Below are 19,183 nucleotides of genomic sequence, written 5' to 3' on the forward strand. Positions count from 1 at the left end.
GTTTCTCCGAAACGATGTACCCGGTTGAACGTCCGGAGATTTGCAGAAATTCTAGAATGTTCATACAGTCAGGCCGACGTGGATAACGTTAAGCCGCGTCGGGGAGACGTGAGCGAACGATGACACGGTCGACACTTGGTACGCGGTGTCCGCATCGTAGACTGTTTACAAATTGTAGAATGTTCGGACAGTTCTCCCGGGGTGAGACGCGGTGAGTCGCGCGGTCAGCGTCTCGCTCCAGAAAGGCGGGGTCGGCAAGACGACCGTCGCGATAAATCTCGCGGACGCGCTCGCCGCGCGCGGCAACGACGTACTCCTCGTCGACCTCGACCAGCAGGGGAACGCGACGGAGGGTGTCGGACTCAAGGAGTGTTACGAATCCGACGGGCCGCACATCGGCGACGTGCTCACCGAGGACGACCCCGTCGCCGTCGACGCGGTGATACACGAACGCGACGGGTTCGACGTCGTTCCGGCGCACGTCGACCTCGACGGGGCCGAAGACCGGGTTCGAAACTCGACGTTCGGCGTGCTGTGGGTGCGCCGTCGCATCGTCGAACCGCTGCTCGGCGACCGGTACGACTACGTCGTCATCGACTCGCCGCCGAGCCTCGGACCGCTCTCGGACGCCGCGCTCATCGGGTCGGGTAACGTCATCGTCCCGCTTTTGATGAGCGAACCGAGCGTCAGCGGTTTCGAGCGGATGTGGGAACAGCAGATTCTGCCGATTCGCCAGGAAGTCGACCTCGACCTGCTCGCCATCGTCCCGAACGACCTCAGCGGCAACAACGAGGAGAAGCGCATCATCCGGGACCTGGAGTCGTCGCCGTTCGCCGAGTACCTCCCCGAATTCGCCCGGAGCGAAGCGTTCGAGACGGACGACTCCCCCGGTCCCGGCCTCCGCCGACGCATCGCGTTCCGCCGCTCGTGGCGCGACGGGAAGACGCTACGCGAGTACGAACCGGAGAACGACATGGTCGAACGCCTCGACGAACTCGCCGGCGTCGTCGAAGCGGGGACCGTCGATGTCGCCGACGCGGACGAAGCCGACGAAGAGGTGGCGGCGAGTGCCTGACGGCAATCGGTTCGCAGGGTTGAGCGACGCGCTCGACGACGACTCGGAGTCCAACTCGGAGGAGGATGAGAGAAGAGCGGAGAAAAACGAGGGGACAGCGGAGGCGGACGAAGAGTCAGCGGAGGCGGCAAACCCCGCGGCCGAAGGCGACGATGGCAGCGACGCCACCGATACCGCAGCCGAGAGCGTCGGGACTACAGGCGATGCGGCCGGTACCACCGACGAGACGACTGCAGAGACCGTCGGGAGCGCCGATGCCGACGACACCGCGGACGCCGACGAGGCGTCCGACCCCAGCGGTCCGGCGTTCTCTTTCGAGGAGACGACACCGAAGAGCATCTACGTCCGCGACGAGACGCTCGACGTTCTCGAAGACGCCGAGTTCGATGTCGAGTCGGTGCTCCGCCGCGAGTACGACGTCCGCGACGTGACCGGGCGGGAGTTCCACGACGCCGTAGTTCGCCTCGCCGCCGACCACGTCGACGACATTGCCGCGCGGGTCGTCGAGGCGCGCGAGAAGTAGCGTGTCTCGCGTCCACGTCCCGCGTTGGTCGGTGACGACGAGAGTCAGCCTCGCTCGACAGACCGCGAGCGAAAACCGTCGGCGCGGACTGATAGTCGACTAACGTTTATCCACGTGGTCGTAGCCCTCGTACGCGGAGGAACTATGGCCACAGAAACACAGTCCCTGCAGACGCTTCGAGACCTGTTCGAGTACGAACTCGCGAGTATGTACTACGTCGAGAACCGACTGGTCGACGCGCTCGACGAACTCGCGATGCAGACGCCGAACGAGAACATCAGTCGCGGGTTCGCCGACCACCGCGACGAGACGCGAAAACACGTCGAACGCATCGAACGCGTGTTCGACGCCATCGACCGCGAACCGTTCGAGCAGGAGGTACACGCCATCGACGGCATGCTCCGGGACAAGCAGTCGTTCGACGAAGCCGTCGGAGAGGACGAACTCCGCAACGTCCACTACCTCGGCGCAGGGATGAAGACCGAGCGGTTCGAGATAACGGGCTACGAGAGCCTCCAGATGCTCGCCGACAGGCTTGATCTGGGTCGCGAGGTGACCGAACCGCTGGAGCAGAACCTCGACGAGGAACAGCGGACGTTGGACGAACTCCAGGCGATGGCGACCGGGTCGAAACTCAAGGAACTGTTCCAGAAGCTCACCGGCTGAACGAGTCGCTCGCTCCGGTACTGCCTATCCGACCGACACCGCCTCTTTTTTCGGGTACGTCCGACTCACTCGGCGATTCCGGTCGCTCGGCAGACGAAACGCATCGATGGGAGCTCAGTCGGACCGGTCGGTGCCTTCGAGCGCCGCCCCGAGCAACTGGGCGAGTCCGTTTCTGAGGTGTTCGTGGAACGTCGCCGGCGCGATGCCGAGTCCCTCGGCGATCTCCTCGCCGGTGCTCTCGCGCGGCCACGTGAAGTAACCCGCGGCGAACGCGGCTTCGAGCGCGGCCTGCTGTTTGTCCGTCAGGCGCGAGGCCAGCGCCGACTGGAACTGTTTGAGCGTCTGGACGCTGCGCGTCGTCGAGCGCTGTGCGACGAGTTCGGCGTCGGGGTACGCCCGCTGGACCGCCGTCGCGATCTCGCGGATGTCTATCTCGTGCGGTACCTCGACGACGACGCGGAACTCGCCGTCCTCGACGACGGCCTCTGCCACCTGGCCGCCGTAGGTCGCGAGCTTCGAGGTGATGGGCGTCTCCGGCGAGCGTATCTCGACCAGACAGCCGTCCTCCTGCTCGGAGACGACGCGGGCGTGGTCGACGGACGGGTCGTCGGTGAGCGCGCTCTGGACCTCCTCCCAGCCCATGCCGTGGACGCGGATGAACTGGATGGCTTTGTCGTCAGCGAGCGGAATCGTCCGCTCGTACGTCACCGTGCAGTCGCTGTCGTCCGTCGCCGCGAACAGCGGACTGTTCGGGTCGCGCATGACGAACTCGAGTTCGACGACGATGTTGTCTAGAAGCGCCTCCTTTCGCTCGATGGCGTTGATGGCGTGGCCGACGATTTCGCGGAGTTGGGTGACGGCGTCGCGCTCCTGCCCGCTGAAACCGTGTTCACGCTCGGAGTAGATGGTGAGGATATCGTACTGGAACTCCTGGAAGCCGATGGGAACCGCGGCCGCCGACCGATAGCCGTGTTCGAGCGCCCACGACCGCCACTCGCTCTCGGGTTCGTTCTCCAGATCGGTGACGACTTCGACATCCTGGGTTCGCGTCGCCTCCATCGCCGGAGAGGCGAACTGGTCGTCCCCCTCGTCCGTGTTCTCCGAGTCGAGTGCGGAGGCGTCGATTCCGGCGCTCGCTCGCCGCGTAATCGTCCCGCGAGCGCTGTTGACTTCGCCGATCCACGCCGCCGCGTACGAGGGCGAGTCGGCCAGTCGTTCGCAGACGATCTCTTCGACCTCCTCGCGGGTGGATATCGAGACGAGCGCGCTGTTGATGCTTCGAATGATCCGGTTTATCTGGTCGAGCGCGACGAGCTGTTCGCGCTGCTCTCGGAGCTGTCGTTCCCGCTGTTTTCGCTCGGTGACGTCGCGCTGGGTGCCGAGGAAGTGGACGATTTCGCCGTCTTCGTCCCGAATCGGCACGACTTCGACCTGATTCCAGAACGGCGTCCCGTCCTTCCGGTAGTTCTTGAGTTCGACCGAGGCGTGTTCGCCCTCGTCGACGGCCTCGCGGAGTTGGTCGACGGTTTCGGGGTCGGTGCCCGCGCCCTGGAGGAACCGACAGTTCTGTCCGACGACCTCCTCTGCGGTGTAGCCGGTCACTTCCTCGAACCCATTGTTGACGTAGATGAGCGGGTTGTCGGGGCGATTCGGGTCCGTGAGACAGAGCGCGATGGAGGCGTCGTCCATCGCGCGAGTCTTCACCCAGAGCTCTCGGTCTCGGATTCCCTGTTTACCCTCGTCCGGTTGGATGCCGACCGACCCGCGGAACTCCTCGTCCGGGGGTCGCGAGATGAGGTCGAGCGCGAACGAGGCGTACCCGCCGTCGGCGGTCGGTACCTCCGTCTCGACGGTTTCGACCGAGATGGTGTCGGCGTCGAGTAGTCGCTGAATCGCCTTGGCGAGGGGGGTATCCTCGTCTCCATCGACCGTGTCGGCGGTATCGCCGGCCAAAAGCGAGAGGGCGTCCTGACCGACGAACTCCTCGCGGGAGTAGCCAGTCGTCTCCAAGAACAGGTCGGTCACCGCCGCGATGGTGCCATCGGTTTTGAGCCAGATAGTACAGCGGTGCGTTGCATCGGGAGATTCCGACGCGATACGGCGTCCGTCTGTCGGTGAGTCTTGGTGTGTCATCTTTTGGGAGACGCGTAGTCGCAGGCCGATGTGTCAGTCGTCTGTGGCGGCCAGCGAGCGAGTTCTCCCGTCTAGAATGAAGAAATCGAGCGCGTAGCCGTGGGAAACCGAGCGTGGAAACGTCAGATTACATTCACACTCGGCTACCATTACTCTGGTTAGCGTCTGGATACGCATAATTGCTGGGATGCGTGTGTCACTATCACAGTATGTCAGTCACACCGAAGCCAATCTCTTTCGGCCAACAACCTATGATAGTTCGATACATCCGTTCAGTCGATGCACGACCGACCTGTCGACTCATCCACGGCTGAACTCGATAGTCGTTCGGTCCCGTCGCTGTCTACCGGGCAACTCCAGACTCTCTTTGCCAGCGGTCGACGCCAGCAGATCGTCCGAGCGATTCGAACGTGTGCGCAGCCGATATCGTTGGACACGCTCGTCGATACTGTCGTCGCACAGAATCCCGAGGAGGTCCCCGACGAAGCGGCGGTCCGAAAACGACTCCGAGTCACGTTGTACCACGTCGACCTGCCGAAACTCGACGAAGCGGATATTCTCTGTTTCGACGAGCAGGAGCGGGTCGTCACCGATGTCGCCGACGAAATCGATGGGGTCCGTCTCTGATGGCCGAGCCATCTCCGGAGCTGACGGTTTCCCAATCTCTTATGGCGCAATCGTAACGCCGTCGGTGCGCTCACGTAGAGCACGTGGCGCAGATCGAAATCACGCTCCCGAACGACAAGCAAGCACAGTTCGACCGTCTCACCGAAGAGGAGTTCCTCAACGAAGAACGAGCGATCGAGGAACTGCTCAACGCCGGACTCGACGCCTACAGAGGTGTCGTCGACCAGAAGAAACCCGAGGTCGAGCGAAGTCCGTTCGCCGCCGATGCCGAAGTGGGGTACGGTCGGCGCGGAGAGCTATAACTCGAACGACTGTTTTGCGCCCGTCTCGAGAGTCCAGACCGCCACCGAGTAGCCTGTGATTTCGAGAACACTCTCCGTCCGAACCCGCTCTGACCGAAAACCTCCCGGTGCGACTCGTTTCACACCGCGGTAAATCCGCTTCACCGGCTCCGCCGATTAGAATCGAAACTGCGCCTCTGTTACTCTTCGTCAGCCGCTGCGCTCCCGGAGCGTCTGTAAACGGTTACCCAACCGTCGGTCTCGACACTCACCTCGTACTCGTTGAACCGGAACCCCACGGTCGAGTGCGTGTTATCCCGATTGGCCTCCGGAGGGCTAAACAAGGCGTTTTCGATGGCCTCGACGTCGACGACCTCGTAGAGGGGCGGGTCTCTGATGTCGACGATAGGGACGTCCTCGGCGTCCGCGATTGCAGTTATGATTACCGTGGTCAGATCGCGGGCTTCGGTCGGGTCGTAGTGAGCTTGTGTCACGAAGGTCCATCCCTCGTCGGATGATTCCCTCGGCGTTAGTGTATCGACCGTTTCGGTGGGGGAGATGGTTTCATTGCTATGCTGGTTGGTGTCGTCTCTGGAACTCGAATCCGATTGCTTCTCGTCCATCGGGTTACTCCTGTTCGTAGTCACTCCGTGCGTGCGTCTCCTGTAACGCGTCGAGACTCGCTCCGGCGCCCTGCAGAGCCGCGAGCACCTGGACGGCGTTCTCGCCCGCGATGATATTTTCCTCGTCACCGTCGTCCTCGAACTCGATGATGTCCAACTCGACGAGCTTCGGGACGTGGGTGTGGTAGAGCGAGACGTACATCTCGTCGCGGTTGGACTCAGCGACGTTCTCCTCGGGGATATCCCGCTCCCAGGCGACGAGCTTCGTGGCCAACTCCGTGGGCGTCCACCGTGAACTGGATAAGAGCGAGTAGCAGAGATAGCGTCGTCTCGGACGGGCGAGCGCCTCGTAGACGAACTCCAGCTCCAGCACCTCCGCCGGTGGCGGGCGAGCAGTCTTGATGAAGACCTCGACGTTTCGTTGCAGGCCACCTGTCGAGTCAGGCCGCTCCGGAGCATCGACCATGCCACCCGCTGTGTTCCACACACTCATAAGTCCAATTTCGGCAATTTTGAGTGTCTGGATTCGATGTAGACGGGTCTCGGAACCGTTCCGCCTTCAGCTACTGCCGAAGAGAACCCCTCGGAGAGACGAAGTATATCTGCCGGTGTCGCGCTGCTGCACACGTTCTCCGTGTTCAGCAGCTGAATTCTGCCAGTACGCAAAGGTTCCAACGGGATCGCCAACACGATTTGTACGTGGTGTACAAATTGTAGAATTCTCACACATTCTACAATCTGCGGGATCTGAGTAACCGCCAAGAGGGCGTCGTATGAACGTCGGCAGCGGGCAGGCCCACTCTACTCGCGCGTGAGTACCGGCAGTCAGCGACTGTCGAACCGTTCGAGCGCCGCGAGGAGACCGACGTACTCGGCGCGTCGGGTCGCGAGCGCCGCCAGTCGGTCGTCAAGGTGGTCGAGTGCGGTGTGCACGTCGTCGACGACGGAGTCGGGGTCGCGTTCGCCGACCTCGAACTGCACCCGTCGGACGTGTTTGCAGCGAACGTCGCGGTACTGGAAGTCCGGGCAGGTGCAGGCGGGTTCGCGCGTGTCGACGACGTACTCGCGGCCGGCCTGGGTCCGGACGCGGTAGAAGTCGGGGGCCTCTCTTTCGACGAACATCGTCTCGGTGAGCGCGCGCACGTCGCGTTCGTCGACGGTCGTCGAAGGCGGTTCGGTCGGTGCGTCGGAGGTGTCTGGTGTCGATGTCATGTGTCGCCCTGGTGTGTTTCGGCGAGGCGAGATGCTCTGGGGGCTATCGGTTCGCACTCGGTTCAGGGGGCGCACGGGCATAAATCGACGTTTCGTCTGATTTCGAACCGGTCGGGTCGCGGATAACTCGCGAATCGACTACGACTGCCGCCGGGGACAGTCCCGGGCGGTGGCAACAAAACGCTGATGTGTACATCCGCCGATATCACGGTCGTGATCGGACGTATTCGACGGACCGTCGTCACCCTCCTCGCGGCACTTCTCCTCGTCTCGTCGGCCGGCGTCGGCGTCGCCGGGGGGTCGTCGTCTCCGGAGGCCGCCCTCGCGGCACCACACCAATCGGTGGCCGGGACGTCCGCCGCGGACGCGGCGTCCGCGGCATCCGTCGACGGCGTCGGCGTCGAACAACGGGTTCACCTCTCGAACGGTTCGGACTCCGGGACGGTGACCGCCGAGGTGACCTACCGCCTCGCCGAGGAGACATCCGCGCTCGAACTCCGGTTCGACGCGCCCTCGAACGTCACCGTCGTCGAGGCGAACGGGTTCGAGCGGGTCGAACCCGGCGTCTATCGGTGGACCGGCGAGAGTCGGCGGCCGACGCTGACGTTCGAGCGCTCGGTGAGCGAGACGACCCTCGACCACCGCGGCGCGGGCGTCGACGCCGGGGCGTGGGCCGCCGTCGACGTGCGTCGGTTCCTCCCCTCCATCCGCGGCACGACCGCCGGAGCGACGGGTGTCTCGACGCCGACAAGTGTCGAGGGGCCGGGCTACGCGACGCCGACGTTCGCGTATCTCGGCCCGGTGGAGACGTACAACCGCAGCGTCGACGGCGAGCGAGTCACGCTCGTCGTCCCCGAGGCGGCGTCGATGGCGTCGGAGCCGTCAGCGGTGCTCGCGTCTGTTTCATCGGCCGCCGAGCGGTTGCCGGCGGGCGACCACGACCGGGCGTACCTGTTCGCGATTCCCTCGGCGCACGTCCGGACGACCGCCGGCGGACTGAGCTTCGAGGGGGGCGAGACGGCGTGGGTCCGCGACGACGCCTCGGTCGAAGCCGGCGCGAACGTCTGGGTCCACGAGTACGTCCACCTGCGGCAGTCGTTCCGAACGACGCCCGAGATGGAGTGGTTCCGTGAGGCGAGCGCCGAGTACTACGCCAGCTATCTCCCCCTTCAGTCGGGAGACGTTCCGTTCGAGCGGTTTCGGGCGACGGTGAGCACCGAAGCGCACGCCGACGCCGTGCTCTCCTCCCCGTCGAACTGGTCGAGTCCCCTCGTGCCCTACCGGAAGGGCACACGTACGCTGGCGTCGCTCGACGCGTCGATTCACGGCGCCACCGACGGCGAGCGGACGCTGACGACGGTGTTCGAGCGGGTGAACGCCCACGACGGGACCGTCGACTACGAGACGTTCCGCGCGATAGTCGTCGACGTCTCAAACGAGTCGGTGGCGGCCGACCTCGACCGACACGTCCAGTCGACGGCGGCACCGAACGTCTCGGACCGACCGCACGCCTACACCCAGTATCCGGGCGACGACCCCGACGACGACGGCCTCACGAACGCCGAGGAGCGGGCGGCCGGGACGCATCCGTTCGTCGCCGACACCGACGGCGACGGCATCCCCGACGGCGAGGAACGACGACAGGGGACGGACCCGACTACTGCCGACGTCGAAGCGGAGTCGACGCCCACGGAGAACGACGAGAGCGACGAAGAGACCGACAGTAACGACGAGACCGATGACAGCGGGGAGACCGACGGGAGTGACGGCGGCGGTGGCACTGATAGTGACGGTGACGACGAGAGTAACGACGGCGACATCGACACCGACGACGACGGACTCTCCGATGCCGAGGAACGGGACCTCGGGACCGACCCGACCGACGCCGACACCGACGGCGACGGCTACGACGACGGTCGGGAAGTGGCGGCCGGGACGGACCCGACCGAACCGACGGGGACGGCGGCGTTCTGGGTCGCGCGGGTGTTCGCGTCGTTAAAGTCGCTCGTATCGGTATGATTCGCGTCGTCGAAATCGCTCGCGTCGGCGTCGATTTAGTTGGTTGTCTCGCGTCCGCGCATACTCGTGAGCGTAGAGGAGAGGTCAGTAGAATGCGGAAACTCAGTCGCCTACGTTGTCCGCACCGGTGCGGAGCGGTCGTACCGCGACCGTTTCGGGAGAGACGATGACTTCACAGCCGCTGAACGAGAAGATGAACTGTCCTTCCGTTGGCGGTGACCCCGTCGTACTCTCGGTGAACAGGTCGTCGAGGGCGTCGGGGTCGACCACGCCGTACAGTTGGTCGAGTTCCAGGGGGTCGCAGTCGGTCGTCGTCGCAACGGCCCTGACTACTGCTTCGCTGACCGATTCACCGGCGGCGGAGAACGTCTGATACGACTCTTCGGTTGCTCCGTTCGAAGAGACTCCGAGATCGTCTGCGTAATCAGTCATGTTATCACGGACCGCCAGATACTCTCATACACGGTAGTCTCGGTGGTAGCCCTAAGCAGTTGTGGTGACCACGTTCGCTGATAGTTCAGGTTTATCAACATTTCTGTATAATCGAAACGCGTCGAGCGGTGGGACACCGGAGTGGAGAACACGAGAGTTGAGAATACTGGAGTGGAGAACACCGGCGCAGCGGAACGCCGAGGTGGAAAACACCGAGGCGAAGAGCGGACCCGCCCGTGGCGTGACCCAGTGGCGTGACCCATCCAACCGGTCCGCGCCGTACCGGTTTGGAAGAGAAAGTTCGGCGAGCGCACGAGCGGAAGAGCGAAAGTCGAAACCGGCAGCGATGTTGTTCCCATAAGCAGAACAGGCTAAAATGTCGACGTTGACCATACTGTGCATGGCGCTTCAACAGATCACACATCTGTCCGACGAACAGCGCGACTGCCTCGACAACTGCCTCGAAGCCACACAGGCGTGCGAGTGGTGCGCCGACGAGTGCATCGACGAGGGCGAAGGGATGGAGCGGTGTATCCGTCTCTGCCGGGACGTCGCCGACGTGGCGTCGATGCACGCACGATTCATGGCGCGGAGTTCGTCGTACAGCGACGACCTCGCCGCCGTCTGTGCCGACGCCTGCGAGGAGTGCGCCGACGAGTGCGCCCAACACGACCACGAACACTGCCAGGTGTGCGCCGACGTGCTCCGCGACTGTGCGGAGTCCTGTCGGAACATGGCCTCGGCGTAGAACCGGCGCGCAAGACGACGTGTCGACTGCGGTCGACACCGAAATCGAGGCGGTCGAACCACACTATTTTTCGTTCTGAATCGGGAGACGGAACGCCGACGTGTCCGCGAGTAGACGCGTTCTCGGCCGTAATCCATCCCCAGTCGGAGAGAATGGGCACAACGGATAAATCACCACTCCCCGATGACCTATCCATGGCCGGACGGATTAGTCTCCGAGTTGTCTTTGTCGCCCTCATCACACTCTCCGTACTCGCGGTCGGATTCGGATACGCGTCGTCGGCGACCGAGTCCACGTTCGAGAGCAACCTCGACGGTGACAGCGTCGTCGACCCGAGCGCCCAAATCGCACCAGAGTCCGACGGCATCACCGTCGTCGCCACCGACTCGAACTCCTGGCGCGGCGAGAGCGCCGACGGACCGCGGGCGCGCGCCGAACTGGTCGCGTTCAACCCGAACGGGTCGACGCTGTACTACAACGACACCCACACGCGGTACTGGGACGTCGACCCCGTCGAAGGGACCGACGCGACGGTCGAGTATCTGTACGCCGACCACCTCGAACCGGACGAGTGTCCCGACGAGTGGGACGCCTCCGAACTCGGCGTCGACCAGGAGACGCTGGACACGTACGTCGAGGCGCACAGCGGCGTCAACGCCTGTACGGAGAACGGCATCGAGCGCGTGAACCTGACGACCGGCGAGACCGAGACGGTCTACTCCGCCGAGACGCCCGGCAAACACTCCTCGCGCTGGCACGACGGCGACCGCATCAACGAGACGCACTACGCCGTCGCCGACATCCTCTTCGACCGGATGTTCGTCGTGAACACCGAGACCGAGGAGATCACGTGGACGTGGAACGCCAGCGACGAGTACGACACCGAGGAGGACGGCGGGCCGTACGCCGAGGACTGGACGCACATGAACGACGTCGAGGTGTTGGAGGATGGCCGGTTCATGCTGAGTCCGCGTAACCTCGACCGCGTCATCTTCGTCGAACCCGGTGAGGGCGTCCAGGAGGACTGGACGCTCGGCGAGGAGGACAACTACGACACCCTCAACGAACAGCACAACCCCGACTACATCCCCGAAGAGGAGGGCGGACCGGCGGTCATCATCGGCGACTCCGAGAACAACCGCGTCATCGAGTACCAGCGCGAGGACGGCGAGTGGGAGCAGTCGTGGACGTGGCGCGACGCGCGGATGCAGTGGCCGCGCGACGCCGACCGCCTGCCGAACGGCAACACGCTCATCTCCGACTCCAACGGCAACCGCGTCTTCGAGGTAAACCAGCAGGGTAAGATCGTCTGGAGCGTCAACATCGCGTTCCCCTACGAGTCCGAACGCCTCGGCACGGGCGACGAGTCCGCCGGCGGTCCGAGCGCGCAGTCCGCCGACATCGGCTCCCGCGACCCCTCGATAGACGAGCAGTTCTGGATCGGTCTCAAGAACGAGATTCCCGGGAAGTATCTCAACGGCCTAATGTACATCACGCCGCCGTGGATGGGGATTCCCGAACTGTTCGCCATTCTCGTTGGCGCCGTCGGACTCGTCGGACTCGTCGGCGTCGAAGTCGCCGGGTTCGTCTCGCGACGCCGCAGCGGGTCGACGACCGACGGAAGCAGCACGACGACGACGCGGGACAACGACTGACGGAAGCAGCACGACGGCGACTGACGGTCAGGCGAGCGTCGTCACCGGATGAACCGCTTGTAGAACTTCGCGGCCACTTTCAGTCCCGCGTTTCGCCGCCCGAGGCTGTGGTACTGAACCACCTCGGGGGCGAACTTCGCCTTGTAGTCGCAGAGCCGGGGGTTGTTCGCGCCGACGAGGTTGTACGTCGTCTCCCCGCGCTCCATCGCGTCCCGCATGATGTGCCAGTCGAGCAGGTCGTTCACCGGCAGGTCGTGGTCGGTCTTCGCGCCGCCCTGCCAACGGTGGACCGTGTCGCCGTGCGCGAGCGTCACCATCCCGCTGACGAACTCGCCGTCGGCGCGGAACACGTACGGGCGGACGCAGCCGTCGGGCAGTCGACGGTGGAGATCGGTGACAAACGCCGGTGTGACGGCGTAGGACTCGCCCTGTTCTTCGTGGCGGCGACGAACCTGCTCGACGATGCGCTCGATGGCGTCGACGCCCTCGACGTCGACGGTGTAGTCGGCGTCGGTGCGGACGTTCCGGCGGGCGTCGCTGCTGAACGAGTCGAGCAGCGCGTCCGGTCCCGGCGTGAGGTCGACGTGGTAGGTGTACCGCGGCGTCACGTCGAAACCGTTCCACTCGAACGGACGTGGGTCGTCGTAGCCGCAGGCCGTCCGGAAGTGGATGTAACTCGGGTCGAGCGTCTCGTCGACCCACCCCAACGCCGCCTCGACGAGTCGACGGTGACGTTTCTCGGCACGTCGCTGTTTGAGCGATTCGAAGTTGAGAAGCGCCGGCCCGAGATACGACACCCAGAGGTCCGGCGGCGGCGAGAAGACGCCGCGGATTCCCGCCTTCGAGAGCGAGAACACCGGAAACAGGCAGACCGGTTCCTGACCCTTGTAGCCGACGAGCGGGAAGAGTTCCGCGCCGGCGTGGGCGGCTTGTACCTCCAGCGCTTCGAGGCGGTGGTAGACGGTTCCGTGCGGGGACCGGGAGGCGAGGTCGTTCCAGCGTTCGAGGTCGTCGTCGGTGGCGAGACCGACGCGGACGCCGCGTTTTTCTATCGGGTCAGTAGGTGGAGTGGTCGATTGTGCCATCGTTTATCGTTCGAGATAGCCGAGTTCGCTGAGTCGTGCTTCGACGGTCCCGTCGGCCGTCGCCCGTTTCGTCTCCGCCTCGTACGTCGGGTACGCCCGGGGCCCGACGGCCTTCACGGGAGCCAGCGGAGCGCCGTCCATTCGTTCGTCGTACGGGACGCCCAGCGTCGAGAGCACCGTGGGAGCGATGTCGAACACCGACGCGCCGACCAGCGGGGCAGTCGCGTCGACAGCGTCGCCCGCGAGAGCGACGACGCCCTCGAACTTGTGGTTCCACGATTCCTGTGGGTCGGGATCGAACTCCTCACCGCGGAGTCTCGCGGTGATGAAGTGGTCGTAGTTCGTCGGCACGACGACGACGTCCGGGGCCTCGTCGACGTACGGCCCCTCGAAGAACGCCTCCCGCCGGGCGACGCGCTCGAACACGGGCTCACCGTCGTCGGTCGTCGCCGATCGGAGACAGCCGAGGAGCGCAGTGCGGACCGCCTCGTACTCGCTCACGGGGACGACGCCGTCCGGTTCGCGACCGGCGAGATTGACGCGCACGCCGAGTTCGATGCGCGAACGCATGTACGCCGTCGACGCCGGGAAGTCGACCTGCTCGCTCGCAGCCTGAACCATCGACGACGGAACGCGTCGGAGGACGAACGACGCCAGACCCAGCCGCGAGAGGACGCGACCGAGTCGTTGGCTCGTCAGACCGACGTCCGCCAGCGCAGAAAGGAGCGCCGTCGCGTGGTTGCGGATGCGGCCGTCGACGTCGCCGTCCCCGTCGACGGGTTCGTTTCGGCGGAGTCGTTCGGTCGCGAGACGGTTCCACGACGGCATTCCGTCGCCGCCGCGGCGGGTTTCGAGGAGGCCGTAGTTCGCCAACCGTTCGTTCACGCGCACCTCGCCGCCGTGGTACTCGCCGATGCCGTGGTCGCTCACGACGACGACGGTATCGGGGTCACAGGCGTCGAGTATCTCGGCGAGTTGGCGGTCGACCGCCTCGTAGACGGCTCGAACCGCCCGTTCGTCGCCGGGACACTCGTGGAACACGGTGTCGGTCTGCTGGAACTGGACGAAGCCGAAATCGGGACCGAACCGCCCTGCGAGGTAGCGAAACGCCTCGCCGCGCATGCGTACCAACTCGCGGTACGTCTCGATTCGCGACTGCAACGAGTCGTCGCCGTCGGCGGGGGCGTACACTCGGTACGCGCCGATTTCATCGCGGAGTTCCTCCAGCAGCCCCGCCGGGTGACAGTCTGGCTCCTCGGGGCCGACGTAGCCGGGGACGACCGCGCCGTCGATCTCCGGCGGCGGATGCGTGACCGGCGCGTTGACGACGACGCTCGTCAGGCCGCACTCGTCGAGATACTCCCACAGCGTCCGCGACTTCACGTCAGACGCGTTGACGACGTCCCAGTCGTACCCCTCGAACGTGAGAAAGCCGAACACGCCGTGCTTTCCCGGGTTGACACCGGTGTACACCGACGGCCACGCGCTCGGCGTCCACGGCGGGACCTGCGAGTCCAGCGGTCCGGCGGTTCCCTCCCGAAACACCGAGCGGAGCGCCGGGAGCGCGCCGTCGGCGAAGAGCGGGTCGAGCACGGGGAGACAGGCGGCGTCGAGGCCGACGAGGAGCGTTCGTACCGTCTCTGATTTACGTACCATCCTCGGTACTCTGGAGGCGAAATACTCCCTTTGTTATGAAGCAACTTGAATATTGTTCTCGCTTGAAATTTTGCGTTCAACGGGGAAAATCGATATTTCTCGTCCCAGTCTCGCGTAGTGTATTCGGGAGGATACTGTTAGATATCGGATACCTTCTACACCGCCGATCGATTCGGCCAACGCGAACGGACGCGCCGAGGCGGCAGAGTCTGAGACGGCAGCCGTCGACGGTCAGTCTCCACGAGCGGTCGTCTGCCCACCGGTGTAATCGTACGTTTAGCCGGTCGTCACCGGCTAACGCCCGATTAGACTGACGACCGTCTCGGCGGGAGATCGGCGACCGCCGCGACTGCTTCGGTCGTGAGCGTTCCGATTCGCGCCGTCGTCACCGACCGGTGACTCAGTCGTACGTGAGTTTGTGCTCGAACGCTCGATAGACGCTCTCGCCGGTTTCAGTAAGCGAAACAAGCGTTCTACGGCCCGCACGCCGGCAGTCGAGATACCCCTTCGACTCCAGCGGGTCGACGACGTGCGCGTCGAGGCGTCGGTACTTCGACTGTCGGTTCTCCGTCGGTGTGTCGGTCATAAACGCCAGTTCCTCGCGTTCGGCGAACTCTATGAGGTCGCGCTTGTGGACCGTGTAGCCGCGATCGGTTCGGTCGCGGACGTAGCCCATGACGGCTATCTGTTCGCGCGTCGGCGACTCGATGGGGTAGTTGGGGAGTTCGCCGATGTCGACGACGCCGCGGGTCAGCGGCGCTTCGCGGATGTCGTGACCGTACGCCTCGGGTTCGACGCTGAAGGCGGCGGCGTGGGTCGTCATGCAGGCGATGGCCGCGCCGACGGCGGCGACGTTGGTCCCACTGGAGATGTTGACGAGCACCTCGTCGTCGGCGTGTTTCGCCGCGATGGTCGTCGTCACCCCCATCACGTCGTAGACGTCGTGCAGGCGCAGTTTTCGCTCTTCGATTTCGATGCCCGCATCCACGAGGTCGTCGCGGAGGGTCTCGTGGTAGGTCACCGTCGAGTCGGCGGCCGCGTCGACGAGGAGGTAGAGGCGGTCGGCGTCGAGTTCGGTCGCGGGGACGAACACGCGGTCGCGTTCGTAGCCGAGGGGTGCGATCTGCACCCGACGCACCGACCGCATGTCGCGGATACCGTCCATGTGCGGAGTGTCGGAAACGAGGTAATCAATCTTCGGAAGCGGCGGCGAAAACTGCGCGACGGGGGTCGGCAGGGGCGATGGAGATGTCGGCGTACAAAAACCGGGCGCCAGCGGGGGACTGTACCCGGGTGGAGGGGCGAACGTCAGCGGGACCTACGCGTCGGACTCGGACGCGCGAACCCCCGGAGAGGGGCGGACCGGCGACGTCGCCGCCGCGGTCCGGCACGTGTCCGAAGCGCTGCGACGAGCAGCGTGGAGGGGCGTCGGCGGGGACGGGCACGGCGGCCGACGCCGACCGCATCAGAGGCGGGTGCGGCGGCGCCGACCGTCGGACCGTGCCTGTCGGACACGTGCATATTCACCATCCCGCGAGAGTATATTCAATATTGACACGAGACAGTCGTGACAATTGTGTCAGTCGCGCTAATCGCGTCCGTCGTGTTCGTCGGATCCGATTCGTTCGTCGTACTCGCCGTATCCGCCGCCTCCGTCGCGTCGTTCGTCTCGTTCGACCCGCCATCGCGACGCGCAGTTCGTCGGTCGGCGTCGAGAGACGAGAACGAAGACGGGGACGGACGAAAGCGAGAACGGAGTCGACTACAGGACGGCCACGAGTTCTACGAGCGGTTCAGTCGCCAGAGTCGAGCGTTCAGTAGTGTCGCGAAACTCACCCACAGGAAGCACGGGACGAGTAGCAGCGCCGCGCGCTTGTTCACCCGAGCGAACGCGACGAGCGTCGTCAGAAGCGACAGCCAGAGACCCGCGACGACGACCAGTCCGCCGAAAATCGACCGGCGGCCGAAGAAGACCAGGGTCCAGGAGGCGTTGAGCAGTAGCTGAGCGACGAACGCCCACAGCGCCTGCCGTCCGCGAACTGACCGGGCGTTGTCGCGGAACACCAGATAGAGCGCGACGCCCATCGTGACGTACAAAAACGTCCAGATCGGTGCGAACGCCCACCCCGGGGGCGTCGACTGCGGGCGCTCCAGTTCGGCGTACCAACTCGTGATCTCCTTTCGAGTCAACACGCCGGGGACGATACCGGCGAGTTCGCAGAGCGCGACGCACGCCGCCACACCGTCTCGATCCTCCGCGGAGAGGTCGAGCGCGGACGCCACCGTATCGAAAACCATGGACGCCGGTACACTCTCGAAGAACAAACTGATTCCGTCGACTGTCGCCGCGTGATACCGACGGGACAGCCGTCGAACATCATCGACCGTCGAACGTCATCGGCTGACGTCGTCGATGTCGGCGGCGGCGTCGGTGGCGAGACGCATCCGTCGCATCCCTCAGTCGACGTACAGCGAGTAGACGATGACCGCGAAGCCGACAGCGGTGAGACCGCTCTCGACGACGAGTGCGTACATCTGTCCGGTCGCGAGCACTTGGTCGGCGACACCCGCGAGCAACGACCCGAGGGTGACGATGCCGAACCCGATAGCGAGCAGTCGGAGCGCCACCGCCCCGGTCCGTCGGTACGCTTTGTACGCGAAGTAGGTGATGAGCCCACCCAACACGAGTGTAAGCGTCTTGAGCGCGACGACGAGCGGACCCAGCGTGGTCGGGTCGGTCACGTCTCCCTCCGAACTTCGACCAGAGGTCCGCGAGGCGCTCGTCGGCGGACTGCGGACGCCGAGTTATCCCCACCTCGAACCGTCGGCGCTCGTTGAGACGTATCTCGACCGACTGGAACGACACCCAGTATCGCGTCGTGTGGTGGCCGTCGCTGCGTATCTCGGTCTGTTCGTCCAGCAGCGACGCGTCGGTGAGCCGTTCGAGTTTGCGGTACGTCGTCGACAGGGGGATGTCGCAAGCGTCGGAGAGTTGTCGTGCGGTCATGGCGTCGTCGAGTTGCCGGACGATGGTCCGGCAGTCGGGGTCGTCGAGGGCGTCCAGTACCTCCTGAAGCGAGGCGGTGCGAGCGGATTCCAGCTGCTTGCGCACCATCGAGCAAACAATTCGACGGTAGGAAGATAGTTCGTTCGGCTCACAGGTGGTCGACCAGCCAGTTCACTCGGTCCTCGCCGTCTCGCGTCGAACCGCTCAGTTCGTCGTGAGGATTTCGACGACGTCACGGTGACCGAGCTCGTGGCCCGAACCGATCTGGCGACCGCTCCGACAGTCGACGCCGTGGAGCAGTCCGTCGCCGATGTCCGAGTGGAGGCGGTAGGCGAAGTCCTCGGTCGTCGACTGCTCGGGCAGGATGAAACAGTCGCGGAAGACGCCCTTCTCGTCCTTCTTGCCGTTGGCGCTTCCGGGAAAGATGGCGATACAGCCGAGCGCGTCGAACAGCGCCGATTCGAGCGCCGCTTGTACGCCGGTTCCGTCGTACGCCTCGACGAACTCCCGAATCTGTTCGAGGCCCGCCTCCTGTTCCTCGGAGACGTCGCCGACGATTTCGAAGGAGGAATCGCCCGCGTCGTACTCGACGACGTCTGCCTCGTCGGCGTTCTTGAGTGCTTTCTCCGCGTGCGCGCTCGCGGGCACGAACGTGAGGTGGTCGTAGTCGGGGTCGGCGGTTATCTCCTCGTAGTTCGCCTGCGCGACGGGTTTGTCCATCTTGTTCGCTGCGATGACCATCGGTTTCGTCCGCTTGCGAATCTCGCGCGCCAGCGACTCGCGCTCGCCGTCGTCCCAGGTGTTGGGGTCGAGTTCGAGACCCTCCGCGAGGATGACCTGTTTCATCCGGTCTTTGTCGATCTTGAACGCGCTCATCTGCTCGGCGAGGTCCTCCTCGATGTGCTTCTCGTCGCCGTCGTAGCCGCCCTGGTAGCGCTCGATACCCTTTTCGAGGATTTCGAGGTACCACATGTCGAGTTCGTCTTCGAGGAAGTCGATGTCGTCGCGGGGGTCGTGGCCCTCCGTCGCCTCGCCCTCGATGTCGGTCTCGCCGGAGAAGTCGACGACGTGGACGAGCACGTCCGCCTCGTTGAGATCGGTGAGAAACTGATTGCCGAGTCCTTTCCCCTCGTGCGCGCCGGGGATGAGACCGGCCACGTCGACGAGTTTCGCCGGCACGTAGCGGGTGCCGTGGCTACAGAATCCCGTGTTGGGGGTGCACGTCTCGTCGAACTCCGGGGCCGCACAGTCGACGCGAACGTACGCCTCGCCGATGCTCGGGTCGATGGTCGTGAAGGGGTACGCGCCCTCCGGTACGTCGTTCATCGTCGCCGCGTTGAAGAAACTGGATTTGCCCACCGAGGGCTTCCCCACTAGACCGATTTTGTAACTCATTGGTCGTTCTGGCGGAGCGACACCCAAAAACCGTTCTACCCGCGTC

19 protein-coding genes and 1 pseudogene are annotated in these 19,183 nt (G+C 64.5%); 8 read left to right on the forward strand and 12 right to left on the reverse strand.

Annotated features, from left to right (window positions below; genetic code table 11):
- The first annotated feature begins 211 nt into the window (after positions 1-211).
- From LAQ74_RS04880 to LAQ74_RS04890, 3 genes are all read left to right on the forward strand, one after another.
- Positions 212-1,075, forward strand: coding sequence for a ParA family protein (locus LAQ74_RS04880; RefSeq protein WP_224335633.1), 864 nt, complete (start codon positions 212-214; stop codon positions 1,073-1,075).
- Positions 1,068-1,598 carry a DUF7970 domain-containing protein gene (locus tag LAQ74_RS04885; RefSeq protein WP_224335635.1) on the forward strand — a complete coding sequence of 177 codons (531 nt, stop codon included), beginning with the start codon at positions 1,068-1,070 and terminating at the stop codon, positions 1,596-1,598. Before LAQ74_RS04880 ends, LAQ74_RS04885 begins: the two co-directional genes overlap by 8 nt.
- Before the next feature lie 144 nt (positions 1,599-1,742).
- Complete coding sequence (locus tag LAQ74_RS04890) at positions 1,743-2,264, forward strand: YciE/YciF ferroxidase family protein (protein ID WP_224335637.1); 522 nt, start codon at positions 1,743-1,745, stop codon at positions 2,262-2,264.
- A gap of 114 nt (positions 2,265-2,378) precedes the next feature.
- On the opposite strand, the gene LAQ74_RS04895 is transcribed toward LAQ74_RS04890, so the two are convergent.
- A complete protein-coding gene (locus LAQ74_RS04895) occupies positions 2,379-4,397 on the reverse strand; it encodes a bacterio-opsin activator domain-containing protein (protein ID WP_224335639.1) in 2,019 nt (672 codons plus the stop codon).
- 279 nt (positions 4,398-4,676) lie between these two features.
- On the opposite strand from LAQ74_RS04895, the gene LAQ74_RS04900 reads away from it, so the two are divergent.
- Together LAQ74_RS04900 and LAQ74_RS04905 are read left to right on the forward strand one after the other, a co-directional pair.
- Entirely contained in the window at positions 4,677-5,024 is a 348-nt protein-coding gene (locus LAQ74_RS04900; RefSeq protein WP_224335641.1) for a DUF7344 domain-containing protein, read from the forward strand.
- 83 nt (positions 5,025-5,107) lie between these two features.
- Positions 5,108-5,326 (forward strand): DUF7120 family protein, encoded by a 219-nt coding sequence (locus LAQ74_RS04905; RefSeq protein WP_224335643.1) that lies wholly within the window; start codon positions 5,108-5,110, stop codon positions 5,324-5,326.
- Positions 5,327-5,505: 179 nt separating this feature from the next.
- Here the strand turns inward: LAQ74_RS04905 and LAQ74_RS04910 are convergent, their stop codons facing one another.
- The 3 genes from LAQ74_RS04910 to LAQ74_RS04920 form a co-directional block, all read right to left on the reverse strand.
- The gene (locus LAQ74_RS04910; RefSeq protein ID WP_224335647.1) at positions 5,506-5,928 is read right to left on the reverse strand and encodes a HalOD1 output domain-containing protein; all 423 of its coding nucleotides are present in this window, start codon (positions 5,926-5,928) and stop codon (positions 5,506-5,508) included.
- Positions 5,929-5,932: 4 nt separating this feature from the next.
- Positions 5,933-6,394 carry a DUF7344 domain-containing protein gene (locus LAQ74_RS04915; RefSeq protein ID WP_224335648.1) on the reverse strand — a complete coding sequence of 154 codons (462 nt, stop codon included), beginning with the start codon at positions 6,392-6,394 and terminating at the stop codon, positions 5,933-5,935.
- 359 nt (positions 6,395-6,753) lie between these two features.
- Positions 6,754-7,140 (reverse strand): SWIM zinc finger family protein, encoded by a 387-nt coding sequence (locus LAQ74_RS04920; protein WP_224335649.1) that lies wholly within the window; start codon positions 7,138-7,140, stop codon positions 6,754-6,756.
- A gap of 213 nt (positions 7,141-7,353) precedes the next feature.
- Between LAQ74_RS04920 and LAQ74_RS04925 the strand changes: the two genes are divergently transcribed.
- On the forward strand, positions 7,354-9,159 hold the full coding sequence (locus LAQ74_RS04925) for a thrombospondin type 3 repeat-containing protein (protein WP_224335651.1): 1,806 nt from the start codon (positions 7,354-7,356) through the stop codon (positions 9,157-9,159).
- A gap of 102 nt (positions 9,160-9,261) precedes the next feature.
- Here LAQ74_RS04925 and LAQ74_RS04930 read toward each other — a convergent pair whose 3' ends face one another.
- Positions 9,262-9,591 (reverse strand): HalOD1 output domain-containing protein, encoded by a 330-nt coding sequence (locus LAQ74_RS04930; RefSeq protein ID WP_224335653.1) that lies wholly within the window; start codon positions 9,589-9,591, stop codon positions 9,262-9,264.
- 400 nt (positions 9,592-9,991) lie between these two features.
- Here LAQ74_RS04930 and LAQ74_RS04935 point away from each other — a divergent pair, with 400 nt between their 5' ends.
- Both LAQ74_RS04935 and LAQ74_RS04940 read left to right on the forward strand, forming a co-directional pair.
- Positions 9,992-10,339 carry a four-helix bundle copper-binding protein gene (locus tag LAQ74_RS04935; protein ID WP_224335655.1) on the forward strand — a complete coding sequence of 116 codons (348 nt, stop codon included), beginning with the start codon at positions 9,992-9,994 and terminating at the stop codon, positions 10,337-10,339.
- Between the two features lie 194 nt (positions 10,340-10,533).
- Positions 10,534-11,994 (forward strand): arylsulfotransferase family protein, encoded by a 1,461-nt coding sequence (locus LAQ74_RS04940; protein WP_224335657.1) that lies wholly within the window; start codon positions 10,534-10,536, stop codon positions 11,992-11,994.
- Positions 11,995-12,035: 41 nt separating this feature from the next.
- Here LAQ74_RS04940 and LAQ74_RS04945 read toward each other — a convergent pair whose 3' ends face one another.
- The 7 genes and pseudogenes from LAQ74_RS04945 to LAQ74_RS04975 all read right to left on the reverse strand — a co-directional run bounded on the left by LAQ74_RS04945 (position 12,036) and on the right by LAQ74_RS04975 (position 19,137).
- Complete coding sequence (locus LAQ74_RS04945; protein ID WP_224335658.1) at positions 12,036-13,079, reverse strand: lipid II:glycine glycyltransferase FemX; 1,044 nt, start codon at positions 13,077-13,079, stop codon at positions 12,036-12,038.
- Between the two features lie 3 nt (positions 13,080-13,082).
- The gene (locus LAQ74_RS04950; RefSeq protein WP_224335659.1) at positions 13,083-14,735 is read right to left on the reverse strand and encodes an alkaline phosphatase family protein; all 1,653 of its coding nucleotides are present in this window, start codon (positions 14,733-14,735) and stop codon (positions 13,083-13,085) included.
- 400 nt (positions 14,736-15,135) lie between these two features.
- The gene (locus LAQ74_RS04955; protein WP_224335660.1) at positions 15,136-15,900 is read right to left on the reverse strand and encodes an HFX_2341 family transcriptional regulator domain-containing protein; all 765 of its coding nucleotides are present in this window, start codon (positions 15,898-15,900) and stop codon (positions 15,136-15,138) included.
- A gap of 617 nt (positions 15,901-16,517) precedes the next feature.
- Entirely contained in the window at positions 16,518-17,033 is a 516-nt protein-coding gene (locus LAQ74_RS04960) for a TspO/MBR family protein (protein ID WP_224335661.1), read from the reverse strand.
- A 159-nt stretch (positions 17,034-17,192) separates the two neighbouring features.
- Positions 17,193-17,477 (reverse strand): DUF7521 family protein, encoded by a 285-nt coding sequence (locus LAQ74_RS04965; RefSeq protein WP_224335663.1) that lies wholly within the window; start codon positions 17,475-17,477, stop codon positions 17,193-17,195.
- 229 nt (positions 17,478-17,706) lie between these two features.
- Positions 17,707-17,850: pseudogene (locus LAQ74_RS20575) on the reverse strand (ArsR family transcriptional regulator); the annotation flags it as partial.
- 96 nt (positions 17,851-17,946) lie between these two features.
- Entirely contained in the window at positions 17,947-19,137 is a 1,191-nt protein-coding gene (locus LAQ74_RS04975) for a redox-regulated ATPase YchF (RefSeq protein WP_224335665.1), read from the reverse strand.
- Between the last annotated feature and the right edge of the window lie 46 nt (positions 19,138-19,183).

Source organism: Haloprofundus halobius, assembly GCF_020097835.1.
GTDB lineage: Archaea > Halobacteriota > Halobacteria > Halobacteriales > Haloferacaceae > Haloprofundus > Haloprofundus halobius.